General features: G+C 72.1%; 18 protein-coding genes. 11 read left to right on the top strand and 7 right to left on the bottom strand.

All coding sequences use genetic code 11. The features are described 5' to 3' along the window. Positions 1 to 46 precede the first annotated feature (46 nt). Together BLV39_RS26225 and BLV39_RS26220 are read left to right on the top strand one after the other, a co-directional pair. A complete protein-coding gene (locus tag BLV39_RS26225; RefSeq protein ID WP_090798636.1) occupies positions 47 to 988 on the top strand; it encodes a helix-turn-helix transcriptional regulator in 942 nt (313 codons plus the stop codon). Then, the gene (locus tag BLV39_RS26220; protein ID WP_425304715.1) at positions 981 to 2153 is read left to right on the top strand and encodes an RNA polymerase sigma factor; all 1173 of its coding nucleotides are present in this window, start codon (positions 981 to 983) and stop codon (positions 2151 to 2153) included. The genes BLV39_RS26225 and BLV39_RS26220 overlap by 8 nt, the downstream gene beginning before the upstream one ends. On the opposite strand, the gene BLV39_RS26215 is transcribed toward BLV39_RS26220, so the two are convergent. Next, on the bottom strand, positions 2150 to 2500 hold the full coding sequence (locus BLV39_RS26215) for a YciI family protein (protein WP_090798634.1): 351 nt from the start codon (positions 2498 to 2500) through the stop codon (positions 2150 to 2152). The genes BLV39_RS26220 and BLV39_RS26215 overlap by 4 nt on opposite strands. A 105-nt stretch (positions 2501 to 2605) precedes the next feature. Here BLV39_RS26215 and BLV39_RS26210 point away from each other — a divergent pair, with 105 nt between their 5' ends. Beyond that, positions 2606 to 3076, top strand: a complete 471-nt coding sequence (locus BLV39_RS26210) for an Lrp/AsnC family transcriptional regulator (protein WP_090798632.1) — start codon at positions 2606 to 2608, stop codon at positions 3074 to 3076. Here the strand turns inward: BLV39_RS26210 and BLV39_RS26205 are convergent. Continuing rightward, the gene (locus BLV39_RS26205) at positions 3048 to 3620 is read right to left on the bottom strand and encodes a histidine phosphatase family protein (RefSeq protein WP_090800616.1); all 573 of its coding nucleotides are present in this window, start codon (positions 3618 to 3620) and stop codon (positions 3048 to 3050) included. The genes BLV39_RS26210 and BLV39_RS26205 overlap by 29 nt on opposite strands. A 121-nt stretch (positions 3621 to 3741) precedes the next feature. Between BLV39_RS26205 and def the strand changes: the two genes are divergently transcribed. The 4 genes from def (at position 3742) to BLV39_RS26185 (ending at position 7572) form a co-directional block, all read left to right on the top strand. Then, positions 3742 to 4245: a peptide deformylase gene (def, locus tag BLV39_RS26200; RefSeq protein ID WP_090798630.1), complete on the top strand. Its 504-nt coding sequence runs from the start codon at positions 3742 to 3744 to the stop codon at positions 4243 to 4245. A 23-nt stretch (positions 4246 to 4268) separates the two neighbouring features. Continuing rightward, the gene (locus BLV39_RS26195; RefSeq protein ID WP_143049888.1) at positions 4269 to 4562 is read left to right on the top strand and encodes an efflux RND transporter periplasmic adaptor subunit; all 294 of its coding nucleotides are present in this window, start codon (positions 4269 to 4271) and stop codon (positions 4560 to 4562) included. 28 nt (positions 4563 to 4590) lie between these two features. Further along, positions 4591 to 5376 (top strand): arginase family protein, encoded by a 786-nt coding sequence (locus BLV39_RS26190; protein WP_090798626.1) that lies wholly within the window; start codon positions 4591 to 4593, stop codon positions 5374 to 5376. 159 nt (positions 5377 to 5535) lie between these two features. After that, complete coding sequence (locus BLV39_RS26185; RefSeq protein WP_090798624.1) at positions 5536 to 7572, top strand: sigma-70 family RNA polymerase sigma factor; 2037 nt, start codon at positions 5536 to 5538, stop codon at positions 7570 to 7572. Here the strand turns inward: BLV39_RS26185 and BLV39_RS26180 are convergent. The 4 genes from BLV39_RS26180 to BLV39_RS26165 are packed head-to-tail and all read right to left on the bottom strand — an operon-like array spanning position 7554 to position 12488. Then, on the bottom strand, positions 7554 to 8354 hold the full coding sequence (locus tag BLV39_RS26180; RefSeq protein WP_090798622.1) for a hypothetical protein: 801 nt from the start codon (positions 8352 to 8354) through the stop codon (positions 7554 to 7556). The genes BLV39_RS26185 and BLV39_RS26180 overlap by 19 nt on opposite strands. Before the next feature lie 9 nt (positions 8355 to 8363). After that, a complete protein-coding gene (locus tag BLV39_RS26175; protein ID WP_090798620.1) occupies positions 8364 to 9500 on the bottom strand; it encodes an alanine racemase in 1137 nt (378 codons plus the stop codon). Then, a complete protein-coding gene (locus BLV39_RS26170) occupies positions 9490 to 11082 on the bottom strand; it encodes an IucA/IucC family protein (RefSeq protein ID WP_176985057.1) in 1593 nt (530 codons plus the stop codon). The genes BLV39_RS26175 and BLV39_RS26170 overlap by 11 nt, the downstream gene beginning before the upstream one ends. Continuing rightward, the gene (locus BLV39_RS26165; RefSeq protein ID WP_239083469.1) at positions 11079 to 12488 is read right to left on the bottom strand and encodes an IucA/IucC family protein; all 1410 of its coding nucleotides are present in this window, start codon (positions 12486 to 12488) and stop codon (positions 11079 to 11081) included. Before BLV39_RS26165 ends, BLV39_RS26170 begins: the two co-directional genes overlap by 4 nt. A 199-nt stretch (positions 12489 to 12687) precedes the next feature. Between BLV39_RS26165 and BLV39_RS26160 the strand changes: the two genes are divergently transcribed. The 4 genes from BLV39_RS26160 to BLV39_RS26145 all read left to right on the top strand — a co-directional run bounded on the left by BLV39_RS26160 (position 12688) and on the right by BLV39_RS26145 (position 15878). Continuing rightward, positions 12688 to 13476 carry an endonuclease/exonuclease/phosphatase family protein gene (locus tag BLV39_RS26160; protein WP_090798616.1) on the top strand — a complete coding sequence of 263 codons (789 nt, stop codon included), beginning with the start codon at positions 12688 to 12690 and terminating at the stop codon, positions 13474 to 13476. A 76-nt stretch (positions 13477 to 13552) separates the two neighbouring features. Next, a complete protein-coding gene (locus BLV39_RS26155) occupies positions 13553 to 13996 on the top strand; it encodes a GNAT family N-acetyltransferase (RefSeq protein WP_090798614.1) in 444 nt (147 codons plus the stop codon). A gap of 58 nt (positions 13997 to 14054) precedes the next feature. Then, positions 14055 to 14720, top strand: coding sequence for a maleylpyruvate isomerase N-terminal domain-containing protein (locus BLV39_RS26150; RefSeq protein ID WP_090798612.1), 666 nt, complete (start codon positions 14055 to 14057; stop codon positions 14718 to 14720). 54 nt (positions 14721 to 14774) lie between these two features. Continuing rightward, positions 14775 to 15878, top strand: coding sequence for a hypothetical protein (locus tag BLV39_RS26145; RefSeq protein WP_090798610.1), 1104 nt, complete (start codon positions 14775 to 14777; stop codon positions 15876 to 15878). Positions 15879 to 15920: 42 nt separating this feature from the next. Here BLV39_RS26145 and BLV39_RS26140 read toward each other — a convergent pair whose 3' ends face one another. Next, positions 15921 to 22343: a polymorphic toxin-type HINT domain-containing protein gene (locus tag BLV39_RS26140; RefSeq protein ID WP_143049887.1), complete on the bottom strand. Its 6423-nt coding sequence runs from the start codon at positions 22341 to 22343 to the stop codon at positions 15921 to 15923. Between the last annotated feature and the right edge of the window lie 52 nt (positions 22344 to 22395).

Here is a 22395-nt window from a genome sequence, read left to right as displayed (position 1 = left end):
CCATGTAGGTCAACTGCTGTCACACATGGCTGGCATTCTTGGGGTCATGTCGAACACCCCGGCCCGGCTGCTGAGCCTGCTGTCGCTGTTGCAGACCCCGCGCGAGTGGCCGGGCAGCGAGCTAGCCGGCCGGCTCGGCGTCAGCCTGCGCACCATCCGCCGCGACGTCGACAAGCTGCGCGACCTCGGCTACCCGGTGCACGCGACGATGGGCGCCGTCGGCGGCTACCGGCTCGTCGCGGGCAAGGCCATGCCGCCGCTGTTGCTCGACGACGAGGAGGCGGTGGCCATCGCGGTCGGGCTGCGCGCGCACGCGGCCGCCGGCGTCGAGGAGGCCTCGGTGCGCGCCCTGGCCAAGCTCGAACAGGTGCTGCCCGCCCGGCTGCGGCAGCGGGTCGGCGCCCTCGGCCGGGCCACCGAGCCGCTGCTCACCTGGGGGCAGCCGACGGCCGACCCGTCCCGGCTGGCGGCCCTGGCCACGGCCATCACCGGCCGGGAGCGGCTGCGGTTCGTGTACCGCCGGCACGACGGCACGTCCGGTGAGCGGCAGGCGGACCCGCACAAGCTCGTGTCGGCGGGCCGTCGCTGGTACCTGGTCGCCTACGACCTCGACCGCGCCGACTGGCGGGTCTTCCGGGCGGACCGGATCGGCGAGCCGCACCCGACGGGGGTGCGTTTCGCGCCGCGTGACCTGCCCGCACCGGACGCCGCGGCGTACGTGACCGCCTCCCTGACGGACTTCGCCCCGGTCTACGAGGCGGTGGCGACCCTGCACGCCCCGGCCGAACGGCTGGCGGGCCGGATCGGCGACCTCACGCCGCTCGGGCCGGACCGGTGCCTGCTGCGCGGCCACAGCGACACCCTGGAGTACCTGGCGTGGCGGCTGCTCAGCCTCGGCTGCGAGTTCGAGGTCCACGAGCCGCCGGAGCTGATCGCCCACCTGGCCGACCTCGGCGGGCGAGCACTCAAGGGGGCCGGCTGTGGCTGACGCGGCTGCCACCCTCGACGCCGTCTGGCGCACCGACGCCGCCGGGATGCGAGCCGTGCTGGCGCGGCGGCTCGGCGGCGACCTCGACCGGGCCGAGGAGGCGCTGCAGGACGCGGTGGGCTCGGCGTTGCGGCGCTGGCCGGCAGAGGGCATCCCGGACAACCCCGCCGGCTGGTTGGTCACCACCGCCTGGCGCAAGGCGCTGGACGTGCTGCGCCGGGAGGCGACCGGCCGGGCGAAGCTGTCGGCCCTCGACCCGCCGGCCGCACCGACCGGCGACGACCGGCTCGCCATGATCTTCGCCTGCTGCCACCCGACGTTGAGCGAGCCGTCCCAGGTGGCGCTGACCCTCTCCGCGGTCAGCGGGCTGGCCACCGACGAGATCGCCGCCGCGTACCTCGTGCCGACCGCGACGATGGCCCAGCGGCTCGTGCGGGCCAAGCGGACCCTGCGCGGCGCCGCCTTCACGGTGCCGGGGCCGGACGAGCGCACGGAACGGCTGCCGGCCGTGTTGGCCACCGTGTACCTGGTGTTCAACCAGGGCTATGACGCCGTCCGGCGGGACCTTGCCCGCGAAGGCCTGGAGCTGGCCGGCCAGCTCGCCGACCTGATGCCCGGCGAGCCCGAGGCGGCCGGCCTCGCCGCGCTGCTCACCCTGCACGAGGCCCGCGCCGCGACCCGGGTCGACGCCGACGGGCGCCTGGTTCTGCTCGCCGACCAGGACCGGTCGCGGTGGGACCGGTCCATGATCCTGTCCGGTGTACGCCGGCTCGGGCGCGCTGTGGCCCTCGGCGCACCGGGGCCTTATCAGCTCCAGGCGGCGATCGCGGTCCAGCACGCGCTGGCGCCGTCCTACGCGGACACCGACTGGGTTGCCGTGCGCGGACACTACGACCGGCTGCTGGAGCTGCGTCCGTCGCCGGTGGCGGCGTTGGGACGGGCGGTGGCGACGGGGTTCGTCGACGGGCCGGCGGTGGCCCTCGCGGAGGTCGAGGCGCTCGAGCTCTCCGGCTACCGGATGTGGCACGCGACCCGGGCCGACCTGCTGGTCAAACTGGGCCGCGCCGGCGAGGCGGCGGACGCCACCCGGCGCGCGCTGGCGTTGGCCACCAACGATGCCGAACGCGACCTGCTGCGCCGCCGCCTCGCCGCACTCGGGGGTTAGCGCCCGGTGGTCGGGCGGACCTCGACCTGGTCACCGACCGCCTCGATCCCGGGCCAGGTCGCGGCGACGGCGACCGCGTCCTCGATCGTGTCGGCCTCCAGCAGCATGAAGCCGCCGACCACGTCCTTGAGCTCGATGTACGGCCCGTCGGTGACCACGGCCTTCCCGTCGCGGCCCCGGCGGACGGTCTTTGCGGTGCTGACCGGCTGGAGCTCGGCGCCGCCCTTGACGATCACGCCCGCGGCGTGCCACTTCTCCCACCAGGTGCCGACGGTCGCCATCAGCTCGTCGGTCCCCGGCCCGGTCCAGTTGGACTCGGGTCCGCAAATCATCATCACGTAGCGCATCTGCTCGCCTTTCCGGCTTCGTACGGCTGTGTCCTGGGATGACGAACGGCACCATGACGGGATCGACATCGCCGCCGGGCGCGTCGGACCGGTAGTTTCTCTGCCGTGGAGGACATTGACCGCGCCATCGTCGCAGCCCTGACCGCCGACGGCCGGCTGTCCTACACCGACCTAGCGGAACGGGTGGGACTGTCGGTGTCGGCGGTGCACCAGCGCGTCCGCCGACTCGAGCAGCGCGGGGTGATCAAGGGCTACACGGCCAAGGTGGCGTACGACGCGATCGACCTGCCCCTGGCCGCGTTCGTGGCGATCCGGCCGTTCGACCCGTCCCAGCCCGACGACGCGCCCGAGCGGCTGGCGCATATCCCGGAGATCGAGTCCTGCTACTCGGTCGCCGGCGACGACTTCTACCTGCTGCTGGTGCGGGTCGCCGGCCCGGCCGACCTCGAGCGGGTGCTCCAGGAGATCCGGACCGCGGCCAACGTCACGCACCGGACCACCGTCGTGCTGTCCACGCCGTACGAGGGCCGCTCGCCGAAGGTGTCGCTCAGCGACCCGAGTTCCACTGCTGGATGACCCGCGCTCCGTGCTCGTGACCGAGCACGGACAGGGTCGCGGTGTCCAGCTTGAGCAGACCGCCGCCGTCCGGGCCGAGCCCGATCCACCGGGCGCCGACGACCCGCAGCAGGTGGCCGTGGCCGACCAGCGCGACGTCACCCTGGTCGAGCAGCTTGGCCGCCTTGGCGATCACCCGGTCGACCCGGGCACCCACCTGGGCCGGCTGCTCGCCTCCGGGAGCACCGTCGGTCCACAACGACCACTTCGGGTCGTGGTTCTCGTGGATCTCGGCGGACGTGATCCCCTCGTACCGGCCGTAGTTCCACTCGGCCAGGTCGTCGTCCAACTCGGTGACGTCGAGGCCGGCCAGCTCCGCGGTGCGTACCGCCCGCAGCCGCGGACTGCTGATCACCGCGGCGAAGGCGCGATCGGCCACCCGCTCGCCGATCTCGCGGGCCTGCCGCTCACCATCGGGCGTGAGCTCGATATCCGTGTACGAGGTGTGCTTCCCGCCCAGGCTCCACTCGGTCTGCCCGTGCCGGACCAGGACGATCTCCGCCATGCCGTCCATCCAACCGTTTCCGGCCGCCTCCCGCTGACCGAATCATCATCCTAGGACGCCTTAGGGGGTGTGCCGGGGTACGGAGATCAACCGGCGGCGGGGGAGCGATATGGTTCGGCGCATGACCATCCGGCCGATCCGGCTCATCGGAGACGCGGTGCTGCGCGCCGACTGTGACCCTGTCCGCACCTTCGACGCGGAGCTGCGGTCGCTGGTCACCGACCTGATGGACACGTTGCTCGGCGAGCCCGGCCGGGCCGGCGTCGCGGCCAACCAGATCGGCGTCAGCGCCCGGGTCTTCGTCTACGACGCCGAAGGGCAGCGCGGCCACGTGGTCAACCCGACGATCACGGTGTCCGAGGAGCTCCAGGACGGTGACGAGGGCTGCCTGTCCATCCCGGAGCTGTTCTTCCCGACACCGCGGGCCCTGCACGCGACGGTGACCGGCTTCGACCAGCACGGCGAGCCGCTGACGGTGTCCGGCACCGGCTTCCTGGCGCGGGCGCTGCAACACGAGACCGACCACCTGAACGGCCGCCTGTACGTGGACGGCCTGCGCGGCCAGACCCGCCGCGAAGCGCTGCGCGAGATCCGCGCGACATCCTGGCTGCGCCGCAGCCCGTAGCGGGTCTGCGGCACTCTTGAGCTGTGGGCATCGAGCGTCATCCCCTCGCGTCGGAAGCGCAGGCTGTCGTGGCGGAGGACGGGCTGGTGTTCCTCGTCAGCCTCGACGGCGACGCGTACCGCGTTGACCTGGGCAGGCCCGACGGCACGGTGGTGTGGCCGCTGTTCATGCGCGGGCCCGATCCACTGTTGGCGGTCGTCAGCGCCGAGCAGCGGTACCTCGCCGAGGAACGCGGTGGAGGAACGGTCCGCGGTGCGAGCTACCTCGACAAGGCCCGCGAGCGACTGCGCCGCTGGGAGGCCGCGAACCAGCCCTGAGCCCGCCGACGTGGGTACGCTGCGGCGCGTGACGACCCTTCACGTTCCCTTCCACCAGGACGAGCGACTCTCCGACCGGCACCTCGCGGTCCCGGCTGGCCCTGCGGAGACCGTCGAGCCGGCCCTGCCCGACGGCACGATCTGGGAGCGGCTCACCGCCTTGCACGACGCTGTTGCGCAGCGGGTCGCGAACGACGTCCGGGCGGGTGTCGTGCCGACCGTCGTGTCGGGGGACTGCCTGGTCGCCCTCGGCACAGTCGCGGGCGTGCAGCGGGCCGGGATCGACGCGGGCATCGTGTGGTTCGACGCGCACGGTGACGTGCACACCCTCGAGACCACGACCTCCGGCTACCTCGGCGGCCTGTCGCTGCGGCTGATCCTGGGCGCGCACCCGGACCTGGTGGCCGACCCGCTCGGCCTGCGGCCGCTGACACCGGACCGGGCGCTGCTCGTGGACGCCCGAGACCTCGACCCGGCCGAGGCGGCCTACCTGTCTGCCGACGGCCCGGCCCGAGTGAGCGTCGACGACCTGGCGTCGCCCGACAGGACGCGTGAGGGCGCCGACGACCTGGTGCTGCCTGACGGGCCGCTGGTGCTGCACGTCGACGTGGATGTGGTCGATGCCGGCGAGCTACCCGGTCTGCTCTTCCCGGCGCCACACGGTCCGTCCGCGGCCGCCGTGCGTAAGGCGGTCCAGCGGGTCCTGTCCACCGGCCGGGTCGTCGCTGTCGACGTGGCGTGCCCCTGGCATCCCGCGGCCTCCGACGAGGACGCGGCCATCCGCGCCAACCTGATTGCCAATCTTCTATCCTAGGACGGTTTACAGGGTGTGCGGCCAGTCGCGATGACAAGTCAGCGCCGATGGCGCTACGGACGGTCGCGGAAGTCCTAGGGCTGCCTTAATTGTGTTATCCGGCGGTCGCCTTGGTCGTCTCCTGTGAGCCACGATGGGGCGGCTTCAAGGAGAGGTGCGATGCGCGAAGGGTATGAGCGGGCGTTGGTGCTCGCCGCTCAGGACGGTGATCCGCGGGCGGTCGAACGGCTCGTGGCGGAATACCTACCACTGGTCTACAACGTCGTCGGTCGAGCGCTCGACGGGCACGCCGACGTCGACGACGTCGTTCAGGAGACGATGCTTCGCTGTGTCACGGGGCTGCGGGGGCTGCGCGATCCGGCGAGCTTCCGGGCGTGGCTGGTCGCGATCGCGGTGCGGCAGGTGCGGGATCGGCAGTCGGACCCCTACCGGGCGCGGCAGGCCGGTCAGCTCGGCTACCCGGGCAGCGACGACGTCACCGACCCGGGTGCGGACTTCGCCAACCTGACGATTCTGCGGTTGGAGCTGTCCGGTCAGCGGCGTGAGGTCGTCGAGGCGACCCGCTGGCTCGACCAGGACGATCAGGAGCTGCTGTCGCTGTGGTGGCTGGAGGCCTCCGGCGAGCTGACCCGTGACGAGCTGGCGCAGTCGTTGGGGGTGACGAACCAGCACGCGGCGGTACGCGTCCAGCGGATGAAGGCGACCCTCGATACGGCCCGGGCGGTGGTGCGGGCGTTGTCCAGCCGGCCGCGTTGCCCGGAGCTGATCGGGGTGCTGGCGGGCTGGTCCGGGCATCCGGACGCGCTGTGGCGCAAGCGGCTCTCCCGGCACATCCGGGAGTGCGCGTACTGCGGGCCGGCGTCGGAGCAGCTCGTCGCGGCGGAGCGGCTGCTGGCCGGTATCGGCCTGGTGGCGCCGGCGGCGGGTCTGGTGGCGGCGATGGTGAGCTCGGCCGCTGGTGCGGTGGCCGGCGGTGCCGTCGGTGGCGCGGGCTGGACCGCGGCGACCAGTGGCGCGGCCGCGTGGACAGGCACGGGGAGCACGGCGGCCGGCGCGTGGGGCGCTGAGGTGGCGGGCACGACGGCGGCGATGCCGGGCCTCGGTGGAGCCTCGACCGTGGGAGCCGCCGCCACGGGGGCAGGCGGCTCCGGTGCGGTGGGTGCCGCGAGTACGGCCGCCAAGAGCGCGGGCTGGTTGGTGAAGGGGTTCCTGATCAGCAAGCCGGTGGCGGCCGCGGTCGCCACGGTGGCGGTGGCGACGACGGCGGTGGTCACGTTCGGCGTGGTCCGCAACGGGGACGCGGTGCCCGCCGCGGCCGTGTTGCCTCCGGTGAGCGCCAGTGCGTCGTCGCTCGTATCCCCTGATGCGACGCCGAGTCCGACGGCCGTGCCGTCGGCGACGGTCTCGCCCACCGCGAAGCCGACCGTGAAGAAGACGCAGCGGGCGCCGTTGCCGCCTACCGGCACGACGGAGAAGAAGGGTGCCGCGGTCTGGGACTTCCCCAAGGTGAGCGCGGGCCTGAAGGCGGTGGGCGCGTCCTGGTACTACAACTGGGGTGCGAACAACGACCGGATGCCGGCGTCGGGTGTCGAGTTCGTACCGATGATCTGGGGCACGGCGAACGCCACCGACTCGACGTTGGCGCAGGCCAAGCGCGAGGGTGACACGCTGCTGGGGTTCAACGAGCCGGACATGGCGGAGCAGGCGAACATGACGCCGGCGAAGGCGTTGGAGCTGTGGCCGAAGCTGCAGGCGACGGGGATGCGGTTGGGCAGCCCGTCGGTGGCGTTCGGTGCGGCGGACAGCGGCAAGTGGCTGGACCAGTTCATGAAGGGTGCGAAGGACAAGGGCTACCGGGTCGACTTCATCACCCTGCACTGGTACGGGGGTGACTTCTCGGCGGCGGCCGTCGGGCAGCTGCGGGGCTACATCCAGCAGGTGTACGCGAAGTACAAGCTGCCGATCTGGTTGACGGAGTTCGCGTTGATCCGGTTCGACGGGTCGGGTGCGCACTATCCGACGGACGCGCAGCAGGTGGCGTTCATCAACGGGGCGACGGACATGCTGGAGGGCCTGTCGTACGTGGAGCGCTACTCGTGGTTCGGGTTGCCGTCGACGAGTGACAGCCACACCGGCCTGTACAAGGAGAGTGGCGCGTTGACGCCGATGGGTACGGCCTATCGAGCGGCGGGCTGATCGACCAGCAGGTGTTCGTAGGGGAAGCCGTCGACCAGCTCTTCGCGGCGGGTCGACAGCTCCCTCAGCCGGGCCTCGATGTGTGCGAGGTCGACGAGGTCCGGCTGGGCGCTGTGGCGCAGTTTGAGGCGTTGGCCGATGGCGGCGCCGGCGAGGTCCTCGGCGAGCCGGTCGGCGGGCACGCCGCAGGTGGTGCGGTGTTCAGCGAGCTGGACGCGTTCGAAGACGTAGCCGCCTTCGTGTAGCTGGACCCAGGCCCATCCTTCGGCGGGTCCGCCGGTCCAGTGGACGCGGATGCCGCGGATGATGGGGTCGAAGAGCTGGCGGGCGGCGTACGCGTCGACGGCGGTGGCGCGGGCGACCGAGGAGAGGTCGTTGACGTAGCCGGTGCGGCCGTCGGGGAGGCGGCCGACGATGTCGCGGTAGCCGCCGAAGTCGGCGTCGGCGCCGAAGGCGCGCGCGTCGAGGATGTAGCCGAGGATCTGGGTGCCGTTCTCGGCCGCGGTCAGGGTCGGTGAGGTGATCCGCAGCAGGGGCAGGCCGACGGCGTCGCAGACGTTGGTGGTCATCCGGGCGACTTTTGTGTCCGCGGTGTCGGTGAAGAGCAGGGCGAAGTCGGGCCGGTCGGTGTCGGGGTCGGTGATCAGGTAGTCGACGACGACGTTGGCGGCGGTGTTCCACTGGCCGGCGGTGACGCCGGTGGGTTTGCGGCCGATCACCTGGCCGAGGCGGCGTCCGGTGTGGACCCGGCGGCCGGAGCGCAGGCTGGTTGGCGTCGTCACGGGCCGACGCTAACCCACGTGCCTGAGGACCTTTACCTCCGGGTACGGGTGGCGGAGGAAGTCGTGGTGGGAGATGTCCCAGCCGTAGGCGCCGGTGCGGGCGAGGACGAGCACGTCGCCGACGCGGAGCCGGTCGACGTGTTGGCCGCGGGTGAGGACGTCGCGGGGTGTGCACAGTTCGCCGGTGGCGTCGACGGGGACGTCGGATACCTCCGGACGGGGGAACGGGTGGGGCCAGTCGTCGATGGGCAGGACGGTGAAGGGGTGGCTGTAGCCCCAGGCGGCGGGTAGCCGGAAGTGGTGGGTGCCGCCGCGGAGGACGGCGAACCAGCGGCCGTGGTTGCGTTTGAGGTCGATGACTTCGGCGGCGTACCAGCCGGTGTCGGCGGCGATCCACCGGCCGGGTTCGACGGCGAGGGTGACGCCTTTTGGCGGCGTTCGGATCTGGAGGCGGCTCAGGTCGAACGTGGTGTCGCCGGTGTAGTCGATGCCGAAGCCGCCGCCGGCGTTGACGTACCGCAGGGTGATGCCCAGGCGCGCGGCGGTGTGCTCCGACCAGGTGAGTGCGTCGTTGATGAAGGCGGCGTGGGCGGCGGCGTCGAGGTTGTTGGAGACGGCGTGCAGGTGGAAGCCGCTGATCGGCAGGTCGCGGGGCAGGGTGTCGAGGTCTTCCTCGGCGATGCCGAACGGGGTGGGTGTGCCGGTCATGCGGTGGCTGCCACTGGGTGTGTCGGCGGCCCGGTTGACCCTCAGGGCGACGCGGACCGCTCTTCCCTGTGCGATGTGGGCCAGGCGGCGCAGCTCGTGGGCGCTCTCGACGTGAATCATGGCGTGGGCGGTGACGGCGGCGGCTAGCTCGTCGTCGGTCTTGGCGGGGCCGGCGAACGCGATCTCCTTGGCGCCGGTCTCCCGGGCCAAGGCGAGCTCTCCGCCGGAGGCGACCTCGAGGCCGTCGGCGTGGGCGGAGATGGCGCGTACGAGGTCGGGGTTGCTGTTGGCCTTGACGGCGTAGAGGACGCGGGTGCCGGTGGGCAGGGCTTCGCGCAGGGCGGCGATCCGACCTATGGCGACGGCCGGGGCGTAGACGTAGGCGCAGACGGGGCGGCGGGCTTCGCGCAGGGCCGCGGCGACCCGTTCAGGGATCATGTAGCGGATTGTGCACCGGCACGTAGCGGTCGCCGTGTCCGGCGAGCCGCATCCGGACGAGTGCTTTGTGCGGGACGGTGCGGGCGGTCAGGGCGGCGTGGTCGGCGCGGGCCGCGGCGGCGGTGGCGGGGTCGGCGAGCAGCGGCTCGTACGCCTCGTCGAGGGCGTCGCGGATGGCCCGCCAGGCGCTGTCCTCGTCGAGGTCGTGGGAGCCGGTGAGGCGCACCACGATTTCGCCGAGGTGGGCCTGCAGGGCGGTGTAGCCGAGCTTGGCGCGCATGACGTCGACGTCGTCGGTGGCGATGACGGAGCCGGGCCACAGCGGCGGCGGGTCGGCGAGGCGCGGCAGGTACATGCGCAGGCCGGCGAAGTCGCGGAAGACGATCCGGTGTGGGCGGCCGTCGACGAAGGTGGGCAGGCAGTTCTGGAGGTGGGCTTCGAGGGCGATGCCGTGCCGGGCGGCGAGGGTGACCACTGGGGGCAGGAGCAGCCGGCCGTAGTCGCCGACGAAGCGGAGAGCATTCCCCGCTCCGGCTGGCACGAGCCGGTCGAGGGTGTCTCCGGCGGTCAGGCCGCCTCCGGGGATGGCGGTCTCGTCCGGGCTCAGATGGCCGTCGAGGCCGGCGCGCAGGATCGCGGAGCCGTCGCGTCCGGCGCCGGCGGTCAGGGCGGTCCCGGCGGTCTCGGCGAGCAGCAGGACGGTCGGGTCTGTGGCCAGGAGCCGGTGTAAGAGCGTGGAGATCGCCGGGCCGTTGCGGGTGCTGGCGGTGGAGATGCTGCGGCGCGTTGAGGTGACCTGGATGTCGAGGGAGACCTTCAGGTAGCGGCGGTGGCCGTCACTCGCCGGTGGGAGCAGCAGGGTGCGCACGGCGGCGGTGGGTGCGGCGTCCAGGGTGCCGTCGAGGTCGCGGATCAGTCCGTCGCGGTAGAGGTCGGCGTAGCGGTGGCGCAGGACGGTGTCGCGCTGCCACTGGTGCACGGGTATGACCGCGTGCCCGCGTGGCACGTCGTCGTAGAGGTCGGCGAGGGTGGCGCCGAGGTCGTCGCCGACGTGCAGGTCCGGGTGCACGGCGACGAACGCGACCGTGGTGCTGCCGGCCTCGACGTCGTGGCGGAGGGTGTCGGCGGTGTCCCAGCCGAGGCGGGTGCGGCCGCACGGGTGCAGGTTGTGTCCGTCGATCGCGAGGCGCTCGTAGGCGAGGGCGCGGGCGTCGGGGTCCTGGCCGGGGTCGGGCGGCTGGGGCCGGGCGTACGCGAGGGCGAGGTTGACGGTCGCGTCGGTGAGCTCCTCGGCGAGGCCGTCGGCGCCCGGCAGGCCGGGCGGGAGCAGCGCGGCGGGGCCGGCGGGCAGGTCGTCGAGCTTGTCGACCTCCAGGCGGTCGAAGCCGTGGCGGCGGCCGACACCGGCGAACCGTTCCCGGGCGTCGCCGATGTCCTCCCGGTAGAGGGCGCCGGCGAGGCGGCGCCCGACGGTGGCGGCGGCGTGCGGGAGGGCCGCCCGGAACGGCCCGACGAGCGCGGGCGCTACCCGGGTCAGGCGTTGCGCGGTGTGCTGGGCGGCGTGGTCGAGATCGCTGTTCACCGGTGCTCCAGGAGCGGGTTCGGGACGTACGCCCAGCGGGGTTCCAGTGGGTCCGGGGCCAGGCGCATGGTGGTGGTGGCTTTGATCGGCAAGGTGTCGCGACGGGTGAGGCGTTCGCCGGCGGTCTTCGCGACGGCGGCCCATAGCTCGTCGGGTGGGGTGTCGGTGGCGCCGGCGAGGGTGCCGACGAGTTGTCCGAACACGACGGTGAGGGCGGCGAACAGGGTGGTCTCGGGCTCGTCGGGGTCGGCGGCGGTCAGGTCGCCGTGCAGGGGCGGCAGCGTGGTCCCGAGCTTGTCCGGGTTGATCCGGATGCCGCCGACGTCGCGGTAGTAGAGGGTGGCCGGGCGTCCGTGGTGGAGGGTGACGAGGGTGTTCTGGCCGTGTGCCTCGAGGCCGATGCCGCGGTCGAGCAGTTCGAGAGGGCCTTTGACGAGCAGGCGGGTTAGGTCGGACAGGAACGGCCGGGGGTCGCCGCCGTAGGCGAGGCGGACGGCCTCACGGGCCAGAGGGGCGCCGTCGGCCGGTGAGGGCGCGGACAGCGCGCCGACGGGGATCGCGTCCGGTGGTGGTGCCTGGCGGTGGACGACGGCGAGGCGCCTGTCGGGTCGGCCGTCGGTGAGGACGGCGCCGGCGGCGTACTCCCGCAGGATCGTGACGTCCGTGCTGAGGCTGGCCAGCAATCCGGTCAGGTTCGGTCCGTTTTCGACGGCGGCCGGGGACACGGTGCGCACGGCGCTGGTGAGCTGGGCGTCGATCGCGGTCTTGAGGTGCAGGGTCGGGTCGTCGAGCGGGGCCAGGGTGCGCAGCGACATCAGCGGCCGCGCGGGGCGGGTGCCGACGCGGCGCAGTTCTTCGACCCGCTCGGCCTGCCAGGGGTGCAGGTGCAGCAGTGGGGGCAGGCCGGCGCCGGTGGTGTGCCAGCGGTCCGGGGGCACGGCGACCTGGACGAGGTCGACGACGGTGCGGTGCTCGGGGGCGTACGCGAGGACGTCCGCCGTGGTCATCCCCGTGCGGGTGCGGCAGCCGGGGTGCAGCGGATGCCCGTCGACGACGAGCTGCTCCCAGTGCGGCGGGGTCGCTCTCGTGATGGCCGGGGGACCGCCGTCGGGGTGGGGCTGGGTGGCCTGCGCGAGGGCGAGGTTGGCGACGCTGTTGTCGACCTCGGCGGCGAACCCGTCGTGGCCCATGGCGCGCAGGAGCTCGGCGGGGTCTTCGCCCGTTGATCGCGGGCCGTCGAGGTGCTCGCGGGCGATCGCGGTGACCAGGCGGTGCCGGATCGCCGCGCGCGCGGCCGGTAGCTCGCGAAGGTAGGCGGCGTGCAGGTCAGGGCGGTGGCGTTCCAGCCATCGCGTGGTCGTCGACGGGTCGGGCCCGTCGAGGGGCTCCGCCGTCGTGCCACTCACCGCACCAGCCTACTAAGGGCAGCCTTACCTCTGACCCCGGGGCTCGCACGCGCCCCACGGCCTCCGGGAAGCTCAGCGGTCCCGGGAGCGCCGCAGGTAGATGCCGGCCATTCCGATCAGGATGAAGACGAGCGCGGCGCACACCAGGAGCTTGAAGATCACGCGGCCACCCTGTCACACGACCCCGTAGGGTGCATAGGTGCGGTTGGCGACCTTCAACGTGCTCCATGGCAGGTCCATCGACGACGGGATCGTCGACCGGACACGGTTCGCGGACGCGGTGGCGACGATCGACGCCGACGTGCTCGCCCTACAGGAGGTGGACCGCCTCCAGCCGCGGTCCGGCTCGCTGGACCTGACGGTGCTGGCGGCGCAGGCGTCCGGGGCGGTCGCGCACCGGTTCGTGGCGGCGGTGGTCGGCACGCCGGGGGAGACGTACCGTCCACTGTCCTTCGACGACGACGGGGCCGACGAGCCCAACTACGGCATCGGCCTGGTGAGCCGCTACCCGGCGCGGTCGTGGCGGACGCTGCGGCTCTCACCGTCGCCGGTGCCGGGCCCGATCTACGCGCTGGGACCGGGCGGCCGGGGCCGTCCGATGTTGCTGCGCGACGAGCCACGCGTGCTGGTGGTCGCGGTCCTGGACACGCCGTGGGGCGACGTGACGGTGGGTGCGACGCACCTGTCGTTCGTACCGGGCTGGAACCTGTGGCAGCTCCGCCAGGTGGTCCGGCTCCTGCGCACGTTCCCGGCGCCGCGGGTGCTGCTCGGCGACCTGAACCTGCCGGCCGGTCCGGCGGCGCTCGCGTCGGGGTGGCGTCCGCTGGGGAGACTGCCGACGTTCCCGTCGTCGGGGCCGCGCGTGCAACTCGACCATGTGCTGGCGGACCCGCGCGGGTGGGGCCGGTGGCCGCACACGGTGTCGGCGACCACTCCGGCGGTCGGGGTCTCGGACCACCGCCCGCTGGTGGTCGACCTCACGATGTGAGCGGGGCTCCGGTTCAGCTCGCAGGTTTACATAATGTGCATTATCGAACAACCAGTTATCCCGGGGGTGTCCTGGCATGTTCCGTGTGGCCCGGGAGGGCGACCTCGAAGCGATCCTCGGCCTGTACCGGCAGCTGCACCCCGCCGACCCGTTGCCGGCCGGCGCGGCGGAGACGTTCCGGCGGATCCTGGCGACGCCCGGACTGGATCTGTTCGTGCTCGAGGTTTCCGGTGTCGTCGTCGCGACGACCTACCTGAACGTGATCCCGAACCTGACCCGCGGCGCGGCTCCCTATGCGGTCGTCGAGAACGTCGTCGTCGACGCTTCGGTGCGTGGCACCGGGCTCGGCCGCCAGATCATGGCCGGCACACTCCAGGCCGCCTGGGACGCCGGCTGCTACAAGGTCATGCTGATGACCGGGTCCCGCACCCCCGCCACGCACGCCTTCTACCGCGCCTGCGGCTTCGACCCGGACGCCAAGACGGCGTACGTAGCCAAGCCCGTCAGTAATATCGCCTGATTTCGGACACTCCCTGGCCTCTCCCCTGCCCTTGCCATGATCAATTAGCGTGCATGGGATGGAGTCGAGCGAGTCTGTGCTGTCCGCGTTCCGCGCCGAGGCGCACGCGTTCGTCGCCGCGCTGCCCGCGGCGGGCTGGGAGCGCCCCACCCGGTGCACGCCCTGGCAGGTGCGCGACGTCGTCGGCCACGTCATCACCGTGCTGGGTCGTGTCCCGGACATGGTGGCCGCGCCCGCGCCGGAACGGGCCGACACCAGCGTGACCGGCTACTACCGCGGCGACGAGCGGTTCAGCGCGGCCGCGAACGCGGACCGGGTCCGGATCGCGCACGACCGCGCCGGTGTCCTGGACCTGGCCGGCGACCTGCGCCGCGTCGCCGACGAGGTGGTCGAGGTCTGCCGGCGGCAGCGCGACGATCGGGTGGTGCGGACCCGGCACGGCGACGCCATGCTGTTGTCCGACTTCCTGCTCACCCGGCTGTTCGAGACGGCCGTGCATGGCCTGGACGTCGCCGACGCGCTGGAGCGGCCGCCGTGGCTCACCGCTGGCGCCACCGCGCACCTTCTGCCGGCGCTGTTCGGGCCGGCCTGGGCCGGTGCGGTCGCCGCGTTCGGTGGGGATCCCGTGGTGGTGTTGCGCATGGCGACCGGCCGCGCCACCGTCTCGGGCGAAGACGCGGCCCGGTTGGCGGCGCTGGGGCTGAGCCCGCTGACCCTGGGCTGACGCCGGGAGTGCCGCATCGATGGTGGTGAACCTCCGCGTTGTATAGTCGCCCGCATGTCCTGGGGAGACTCCATGGAGGTCGACTTCGGCGCGGGCCCGGCCACGGTGCCGGTGTGGACGCAGCAGGTCGATCTCAGCGGCGGCAAGGGTGCGATTCCCGTACCGGCCGACGGGCCCGTCGATTGGTCCGCACTCGACAAGTTCCCGTCCGCCATGTCGATCAGTTGGTCAGGTCCCGACCGCGGCATGCTCGCGGCCCTCGTGGCGCGTGGTATGCCGGCGCTGCGCTGGAGCGACCTGCCCGCCGACGTCGACCTGTCCGCCACGGGCCTGGTCAACCTCGGGCTGCACGGCACGGACCTGCGCCGGCTGCGGCTGCCGGCCGGTGTCGAGTCGCTGTCGATGGACGACCCGCACCCCACGCTGCGGGTCGAGTCGCCGGACGACGGCCGTGGCACCGAGGTGCTCCTGCGCTTCAGCGAGCAGCCGCCGGCCGTGCCCGCGGGTCTGCGCAATGCCAGGAAAGTGTGGGTGAAGGTCGGCGGGGAGTTCTCGGCCCGGTTGCTGAGCAGTCTGGCCGCCGCCGAGAGTCTCGACGTCGAGTTCCTGGACCCGCCGGGCCGGCTCACCGACACCGAAGCGCTGCGGGTCCACCATGGCCTGACGACGTTGACGATCGACAACGCGTACGACTGGGACCCGAGCTCACTGCCGGATCTGCCCGCGCTGCGGGAGTTGGAGCTCAACGGCACCCTGAAGGCGACCGCGAAGACGCTCAAGGCACGGTTCAAGGGCACCGGTGTGACGGTGAGCGTCAGCGGCGCCAAGTCCGATAGCTGGGTGTCGGCCCACATCGACAACCCGTTCTTGGACTGGGTCGAGGACTCCAAGGCGTTCGGGACCGCGGCGTGCAAGGCGTACGTGAAGGCGTCGACGGCCGTGGACGGCCTCCCGGCGGACGCACCCGACCGCCTCGAACGGGCCGAGGCCGTGCTGCGCGCGTTCGTCGCGGACCTCAACGCCGTGGAGAAGAAGTACGGGCTGATCGACACGCTCAACCGGGAGCACGCCGGCGACGTCTTCGACGACCTGGCGAAGCGGGCGGGCGTCCCCGACGACACCGCGCGACGCTGGTTCGACGAGAACCGCCACTTCTGAAGAAAGGGGGGCCGGCGCCCGGCCCCCCTTCCGCTTACTCCCCTAGCAGTTCGTGCCCTTGTTGCGGTTGAGCAGCAGCGGACCGTTCGGGCCGCCGAACCGGGCGATCAGGCGGCATTCCATCTGCTGCAGGGTCGCCTTCGACGCGTCGGTCTTGTAGATCGTGACGCCGACGATGTCGTTCTTGTCGTAGCCGTCGCGCTTCAGGGCACCCCGGCTGCGCTTCCAGTGCTTCGGCACCCGGGACGCGAACGTCTGCTTGTCGGTGATGCCGATGTAGAACTTGTACCCGTTTCCGTTCTTCGGCTTGACCGCCAGGATGTAGACGCCCCGCCCGTCGTCCAGGACCGACGTCGGGTCGCATGCCGGACCGACGACCTTGGTGCCGCGGTTGTGGACCAGGACTGCGGTGTCGCCGGCCAACACGTAGTACGTGGGTATCCCGTCGACCGACAGGTTGTAGGTGACGCGTTCCCCGTGGTATGCGCGGACGGCGCTGACCTGGACGTACGTGCCGGCCGAGGTCCGCAGCAGCTCGCCGGGCTTCAGGTCGCCGGCGTCGACCCACCGCTTGTGGGTGCCGGACCAGAACGGGTGGTGTGCGGTCGCCGTGATGGTGTCGCGGCCGCCGGAGGAGTCGACGGCGATGTCGACGTACTCCTTGTCGGTGTCGGTCCGGATCGTGTGGGTGACCTGGTGTCCCTCGGTGCGACCCGACTCGGGGTCGGTGGTGAGGACGGCGTCGCCGGGCTGGACCTCTTCGATCGGCTTGGTGGCGCCGGAGGCGAGCAGGACCCTGGTGCCGGCGACGAAGCTGTTCGCGATCTCGCAGAGTTTGGGGCCACCGCCACCGTCGGACTTCTTGGTCGCGGCTTTCGCCTTGGCGGCGAGGGCCTTGGCCCGTTCGGCGGCCTCCGCGGCGGCCTTCTTCGCCGCCGCCTCCGCCGCTGCCTTGGCCGCGGCCGCCTTCTGCGCCGCTTCCCGGGCCGCTGCGGCGGCTGCTGCCTTCGCGGCCTCGGCAGCCCGTTCGGCACCGCGCAGGACCGCTCTGGCCCAGTCCATCTGTTTGAACCACGTCAGGACGGCCTTGCCGGCCCGGAAGATCGCCTCGCCGATCTTCTTCGCCTTGAAGATCTTGCCCCAGGGCAGCGACCCGATGATCGCCATCGCGCAGGCGCCCAGGTCGCCCTTGAGGCAGTTGAGGATGTCGTTGATCCCCAGGACCTCCATGAGGATCTGGCCGCCGGCCTCCAGGATCACGTCGAGCACGCTCTTGCTCTGGATCCGGTTTGCCTCGGCCACCTCCTCCGGGTTGACCTGGGGGACGTCGGTGGCGGTCGTGGCCGGTGCGGCCGTGCTGACCGTGTCGCCGGGGGCCGGCATGTTGCCGGTCGGGTCGGTGTAGACGGTCGGGTTGTTGTCGGCGTACGTGTAGGCCGAGGTCGCCGCGCCGCCGGACGGCATCGGGTCGACGGCCGTGAACCGGCCGGTGCCCGGGTTGTAGTTGCGGGCCCGTAGGTAGTAGTTGCCGCTGCCGGTGGTGGAGTCCTGGTAGGCGCCCGTGTACTGCAGCGGGTTCTCCGGCCCGCCCGCCTGGGCCTGGACGGCGCCCGGTGCGGTGTCGCCTGCGGCGGTCTCGGTGCCTTCGAGGGTCGCGCCGACCCGCGGGTTGCCGTACGGGTCGTAGTCGTAGCCGATCTCCGGCGTCCCCGACGGCGTGAGCATGTTCGCGACGCCGCCGAGCCAGTCGTGGGTGTACGAGTGCGGCCCGGTGGTCGGGTCGAGCAGGGCGAGGGGCTCGTCGTCGGGCCCGTACGTGAAGCCGCGCTTCTCCGTCGTCGCGCCGTTCGCGTCGGTCAGGACGTCCAGGGCGATCTGCGGCAGGGTCCCGGCGACGTCCCAGGACCAGCGCTGCGTGGCCTGCTCCGGCGTGCCCGGGTCGACGGTCGCGGTCAGCCGCAGCCCGTCGGCCCCGTAGGAGAAGACCGCGTCACGCCCGGCGACCCGCGCCTTGGCGAGGGAGTTGTCGAGGTTGTAGTCGAAGCGGTCGGTGCCGACGCGGGTCTGGTTGCCCTTGACGTCGTAGCCGTACTCCGTCGTCGTGACGTGCCGCGGCTCGCGCAGGACCTCCTTCTCGAGTTGGTTGGCGTGGTCGTACTCGTACGTGGTGGTGTCGTCTCCGGCGGTCCCGGTGCGCTTCTGGCTGAGCCGGTTGCCCATCAGGTCGTAGCGGTAGTCGATCCGCCCCGCCGGCCGGGTCTTGTCGCCACAGTCCACCGCCGCGTAGCAGGCCGAGACGAGCTGGTCGGCCTTGTCGTAGGCGTACGCGACGGACTCGGACACGCCGCCGCGGGTGGTGACGGCCCGGGTCGGGTTGCCGACCGGGTCGAGCTCGAGCTGGTAGGCGGAGACCGGGTTCTGCGGCACCGCCACGGGAACGACCGGGCCGGAGGGCGCGGAGGCGTCGCCGGCGCCGTCCTTGTCGTGGGCGGTGACGGTGAACGTGTACGCGGTGCCGGCGTCGAGCCCGTTGACGACCGCGCTGGTCGCCGTCGCGCCGACGGTCACGGACCGGTCGCCGGGCGCGGCGGTCACCGTGTAGCCGGCGACGTCGTCGCCGCGCGGTGCCTTCCACGAGACGACCGCGAGGCCGGCGCCCGGCTGTGCGGTCACGTCGGTCGGCGGGTCGGGCCGGTCGCCGAAGGACAGCAGCCCGCCGTCGGCCAGGTCGACCGGCGCCGCGTCCGGTGCGCGCTCGGTGCCGATGCGGGTGAGCCGGCCGGCGTCGTCGTAGCCGCGGCGCTCGATCAGCCCGGTCGCCGCCGGCAGCCAGGTGACCTCACGCCGGCCGGCCGGGTCGTAGTCGAACTTCCACGTCGCCGGTGTGGCGCCGACCGAGCCGCCCGCGGCGGTCATCGTGCGGATCTGGCTGTCCGCGTCGTACGTCGAGGACACCGCGGTGCCGTCCGGGTACTCGCGCAGCTTGATGTTGCCGCGCACGTCGTACTCGTAGCGGAACTTCTCCTCCAGGCCCGCCTCGACGCGGGTGACCGTCTGGACCTGGTCCTCGTCGTCGTAGGTGACGGCGCGGTGCCCGGTCGGGTCGATGTAGGCGGTGGTGCGGTCCTTGGCGTCGTACTGCCAGGCGTAGCGGGGCCCCTGGCTGCCCAGGGCGCTGGACTCGCGGCGGTTGACGATGTCGTACGACTCGACGACGGTGCGCTTGGCCCGCTCGGTCGTCGAGAGTCGCTCGTTGTCCCACCGGCTCAGGGTCGAGACGCGGTTGCCCTCGACGTCGTAGCCGTACTCGGTGACGCGGCCCAGCGGGTCGGTCTCCTTGGTCAGCCAGCCGGCCTCGTTGTACGCCACGTACGTGCGGTTGCCGTTGGGGTCGCGGACCGAGGCGACGAGCCCGTCGTCGAAGTAGTCGTAGACGGTGGCGCCCTTGGCCGGGTCGTGCGGGTCGTTCGGCGCCTCCGGGGTCCGGATCGTGCGCGGCAGGTCGTCGTCGCGGTACGTGTACGTGGTGGTGTGGTTGTTGGCGTCGGTGACCGAGGTCAGCCGGTCGTTGGCGTCGTATTTGCTGGTCGTCGTGTGGTCGAGCGCGTCGACGGTCCGGGTCGCGTTGCCGGCCAGGTCGTACTCGAAGTGGGTGGTGAACTTCTCCGGGTCGGCGCCGGGCAGGTTGCCGCGCGGCTCGGTGGAGCTGGCCAGCAGTCCGTCGTCGTCGTAGGTGAAGGTGGTGCGGCCGCCGGTCGCCCGGATCGACTCGATCTTGTTGCCGGCCGCGTCGTACTTGAACTCGACGACACCCTGCTCCCCGTCGCGGATCTTCGTCTGCTGGCCGTTGTCGTCGTATTCCAGCTCGGTGCGGCGCTTCAGGTTGTCTGTGGTGGAGGTGACGTTGCCGGCGTTGTCGCGCTCGAATGTCGACGTCTTGTCGTGCTCGTCGGTCTTGGCCGTCGTGCGGTCGAGGTCGTCGACGCGGATGTCGCGCTTGACGGTGATCCCGCCCGGGTACGGGCGCTCCATCCGCAGCGGGTTGTCGTTGGCGTCGTAGAAGTAGGTGGTGGTGAAGTCCGCCGCGTTCGCGCCGGGCAGGTTGCCGCGCGGCGAGACGACCTTGTGCAGCAGACCCTTGGCGTTGTACGCGTACGTGGTCACCGGGTCGGGCTGGTCGTCCATCTCCAGCCGCATCGACGCCTGCCGCCCGGCGGGCGTGTAGGTGTACGACAGGGTGCGGCGGGCGTCCTTGATGGACTTGAGCAGCCCGTTGTCGAAGTAGCGGTGCTCGACGCGGGCGCCCAGCGGCGTCGTCTGGGACTGGGTGCGGCCCAGGTCGTCGAAGGTGGTGCGCCACGGGTCGTGCTTGCCCGGCTCGTGGACCTCGACGATCCGGTCCTGGGCGTCGAACTCGTAGCGGGTGGTGTAGTCGTCGCGGTCGGACCGTGGCGCGGTGCCGCGCGGGTCGGTCTCGGCGACCTGGCGGCCGGTCTTGTCGTACCTGAACTCGGCCCGGCGGCCCAGCGGTGAGATGACCGCCTTGACCAGGCCGCTGTTCGGGTCGCCGACCGGCAGGTACTCGTACCGGGTCACCTTCTTGCGCTGGTCGGTCTGGGCGAGCAGCAGACCCCGGGCGTCGTACTCGTAGGTGATCGTGTTGCCCTTGGGGTCCTTGCTCTCGAGCAGCTCGTCGAACTCGTTGTACGTGTCCTGCCAGACCTTGCCGTTGGCGTCGGTGTGCTTGGTCGGGTTGTTGCGGTTGTCGTACTCGGTGTCCTCCTTGAACCCGAGCGACTGCGGCGCGTCCTGGCGCGTGCGGTTGCCGCGGTCGTCGAACCGCGACTCGTGCTGGCTCTGCTTGCCGTCGACGACGAGGCCGCGGTTGAGCGAGCCGTCGTAGCGGTGGTGCTCGACGTCGCCGTTGCCCTTGAGGGTGTAGAGCAGCACGTTGCCGCGGTAGCCGTCGTAGACCCGCACACCGTCGGCGTCGGTGGTCAGCGACTCCTGCGCATCCGCGTTCCACGCGAAGGTGGTCGGGTTGCCGAGCGCGTCGAACTGGCGGCTGACCCGGTTGTTCGCGTCGTACTCGGTGCGCACGGCCACGACCCGGTCCGGGTTGGTGACCGAGGCGAGCAGGCCGTTGGTGCCGTAGGTGTACTTCCAGAGCTTGCCGCGGGCGTCGAGCGCCGAGGTGAGCAGCGTGCCGGTGTAGGAGAACCGCACCTTGCGGTGGTCGGGCAGGTGGATCTCGCGGATCAGGCCGGCCTCGAGGGTCACTCTGGCCGTGCGCCCGGAGGCGTCGGTGACGGTGATGGCGGTGTCGGTGTACGCGAGGCGCACGCCCTGGCCGCGCGGGTTGAGGATCGAGGCGAGCCGGCCCTGCGCGTCGAAGGTGTGTGCGATGTTGTCGGGGGTGGTCAGCTCCCACCCGTCGCCGGCCCTGCGCAGGTTGGACCGCACTCCCGGCGGGCGGCGGTAGCTGTCGCCGTCGAGCCGGTAGGTCACCTCGGCGCCGTCCTCGGCGCGCACGACCGCCCCGCCGTCGGTCGCGGTCACGGTCATCCCGTAGGACCAGGCCCAGCCGCCGCCGAGCGGGCCGACGCCGTTGAGCGACGAGTACGTGCGCGACGAGCTGAACGGCACGCCGATCGAGGACATGCCCAGGTCGCCGGCGGTCTGGATGAACGCGCCCGTGGCGGTGTTGACACCGTCGGCGCGGATGGCCTGGCCGGCGCTGGTCAGGGCGAGTGCGTTGCCGCAACCGCAGCCACCGGCCTGGCCCAGCGGGATCGCCGGCGGGACGATGGTGGCGCGGGGCCGGACCTCGGGCCGGTCGGAGACGATCTCCCGGCCGTCGTCGAGGACCGCGGTCATGGTGATCTCGTAGTCGCGGCTCGCGTCGAGCTCCCAGCCGTGCTCGCGGCCGAACGACCGGCAGAAGTCGCGCTGGCCGGAGCAGGTTGACCTCGCGATCTCGTCGCGGGACAGGGTGGTCGAGGCCTGCTCGGTCTGGGACTCCTTGTCGTACGCGGTGACCCGCCAGCTCCCGAACGCCGGAGCGTCGGCGGCGACGTTGAAGAAGAGCGTGACCGAGGTGTCGCCGAGCAGGAAGCCGGGGCGCGCCAGCACGTCGGTGAACACGCGGTCGTCGGCCGCGACGCGGGCGGTGGTGCGGCGGTCCCAGGCCGCCCGGGACAGTTCCTTGGGGGCGCCGTCGGCGCGGACCTCCGGCGGCACGAGTGGCGGTCGTTCGTCCGGCGGGAATGCGGTGTCGGGGCGGACGCCCTTGGGCATCGGCCGGTCGACCGGACCCTGCCCGGGCCCTGGTGGGGCCGGCGGCGCGGCCGCGGCCGGGCTGCCCTCCAGCGGCTGCACCAGCGTGACGGTCAGCACTATCGCGCAGGTAGTCGCTATGACGCGGCGCCGCCAGCGGACATGGCGGCGCACGGTGATACCGGACATGGTCGACCCTCCCCCGTGGACGGATCTGGTCAGTGATCCAGCGCCGATCATA

The sequence above is a fragment of the Asanoa ishikariensis genome (assembly GCF_900107455.1).
GTDB lineage: Bacteria > Actinomycetota > Actinomycetes > Mycobacteriales > Micromonosporaceae > Asanoa > Asanoa ishikariensis.
This window is presented reverse-complemented; position numbering and strand designations above follow the sequence as displayed.

Excerpts from the sequence above, each read along its gene's own strand:
- BLV39_RS26225 (WP_090798636.1), top strand. The coding sequence starts at position 47 with ATGTCGAACACCCCGGCCCGGCTGCTGAGCCTGCTGTCGCTGTTGCAG.
- BLV39_RS26215 (WP_090798634.1), bottom strand. The coding sequence starts at position 2,500 with ATGCGCTACGTGATGATGATTTGCGGACCCGAGTCCAACTGGACCGGG.
- BLV39_RS26205 (WP_090800616.1), bottom strand. The coding sequence starts at position 3,620 with ATGGCGGAGATCGTCCTGGTCCGGCACGGGCAGACCGAGTGGAGCCTG.
- def (WP_090798630.1), top strand. The coding sequence starts at position 3,742 with ATGACCATCCGGCCGATCCGGCTCATCGGAGACGCGGTGCTGCGCGCC.
- BLV39_RS26185 (WP_090798624.1), top strand. The coding sequence starts at position 5,536 with ATGCGCGAAGGGTATGAGCGGGCGTTGGTGCTCGCCGCTCAGGACGGT.
- BLV39_RS26175 (WP_090798620.1), bottom strand. The coding sequence starts at position 9,500 with ATGATCCCTGAACGGGTCGCCGCGGCCCTGCGCGAAGCCCGCCGCCCC.
- BLV39_RS26155 (WP_090798614.1), top strand. The coding sequence starts at position 13,553 with ATGTTCCGTGTGGCCCGGGAGGGCGACCTCGAAGCGATCCTCGGCCTG.
- BLV39_RS26150 (WP_090798612.1), top strand. The coding sequence starts at position 14,055 with ATGGAGTCGAGCGAGTCTGTGCTGTCCGCGTTCCGCGCCGAGGCGCAC.
- BLV39_RS26145 (WP_090798610.1), top strand. The coding sequence starts at position 14,775 with ATGTCCTGGGGAGACTCCATGGAGGTCGACTTCGGCGCGGGCCCGGCC.
- BLV39_RS26140 (WP_143049887.1), bottom strand. The coding sequence starts at position 22,343 with ATGTCCGGTATCACCGTGCGCCGCCATGTCCGCTGGCGGCGCCGCGTC.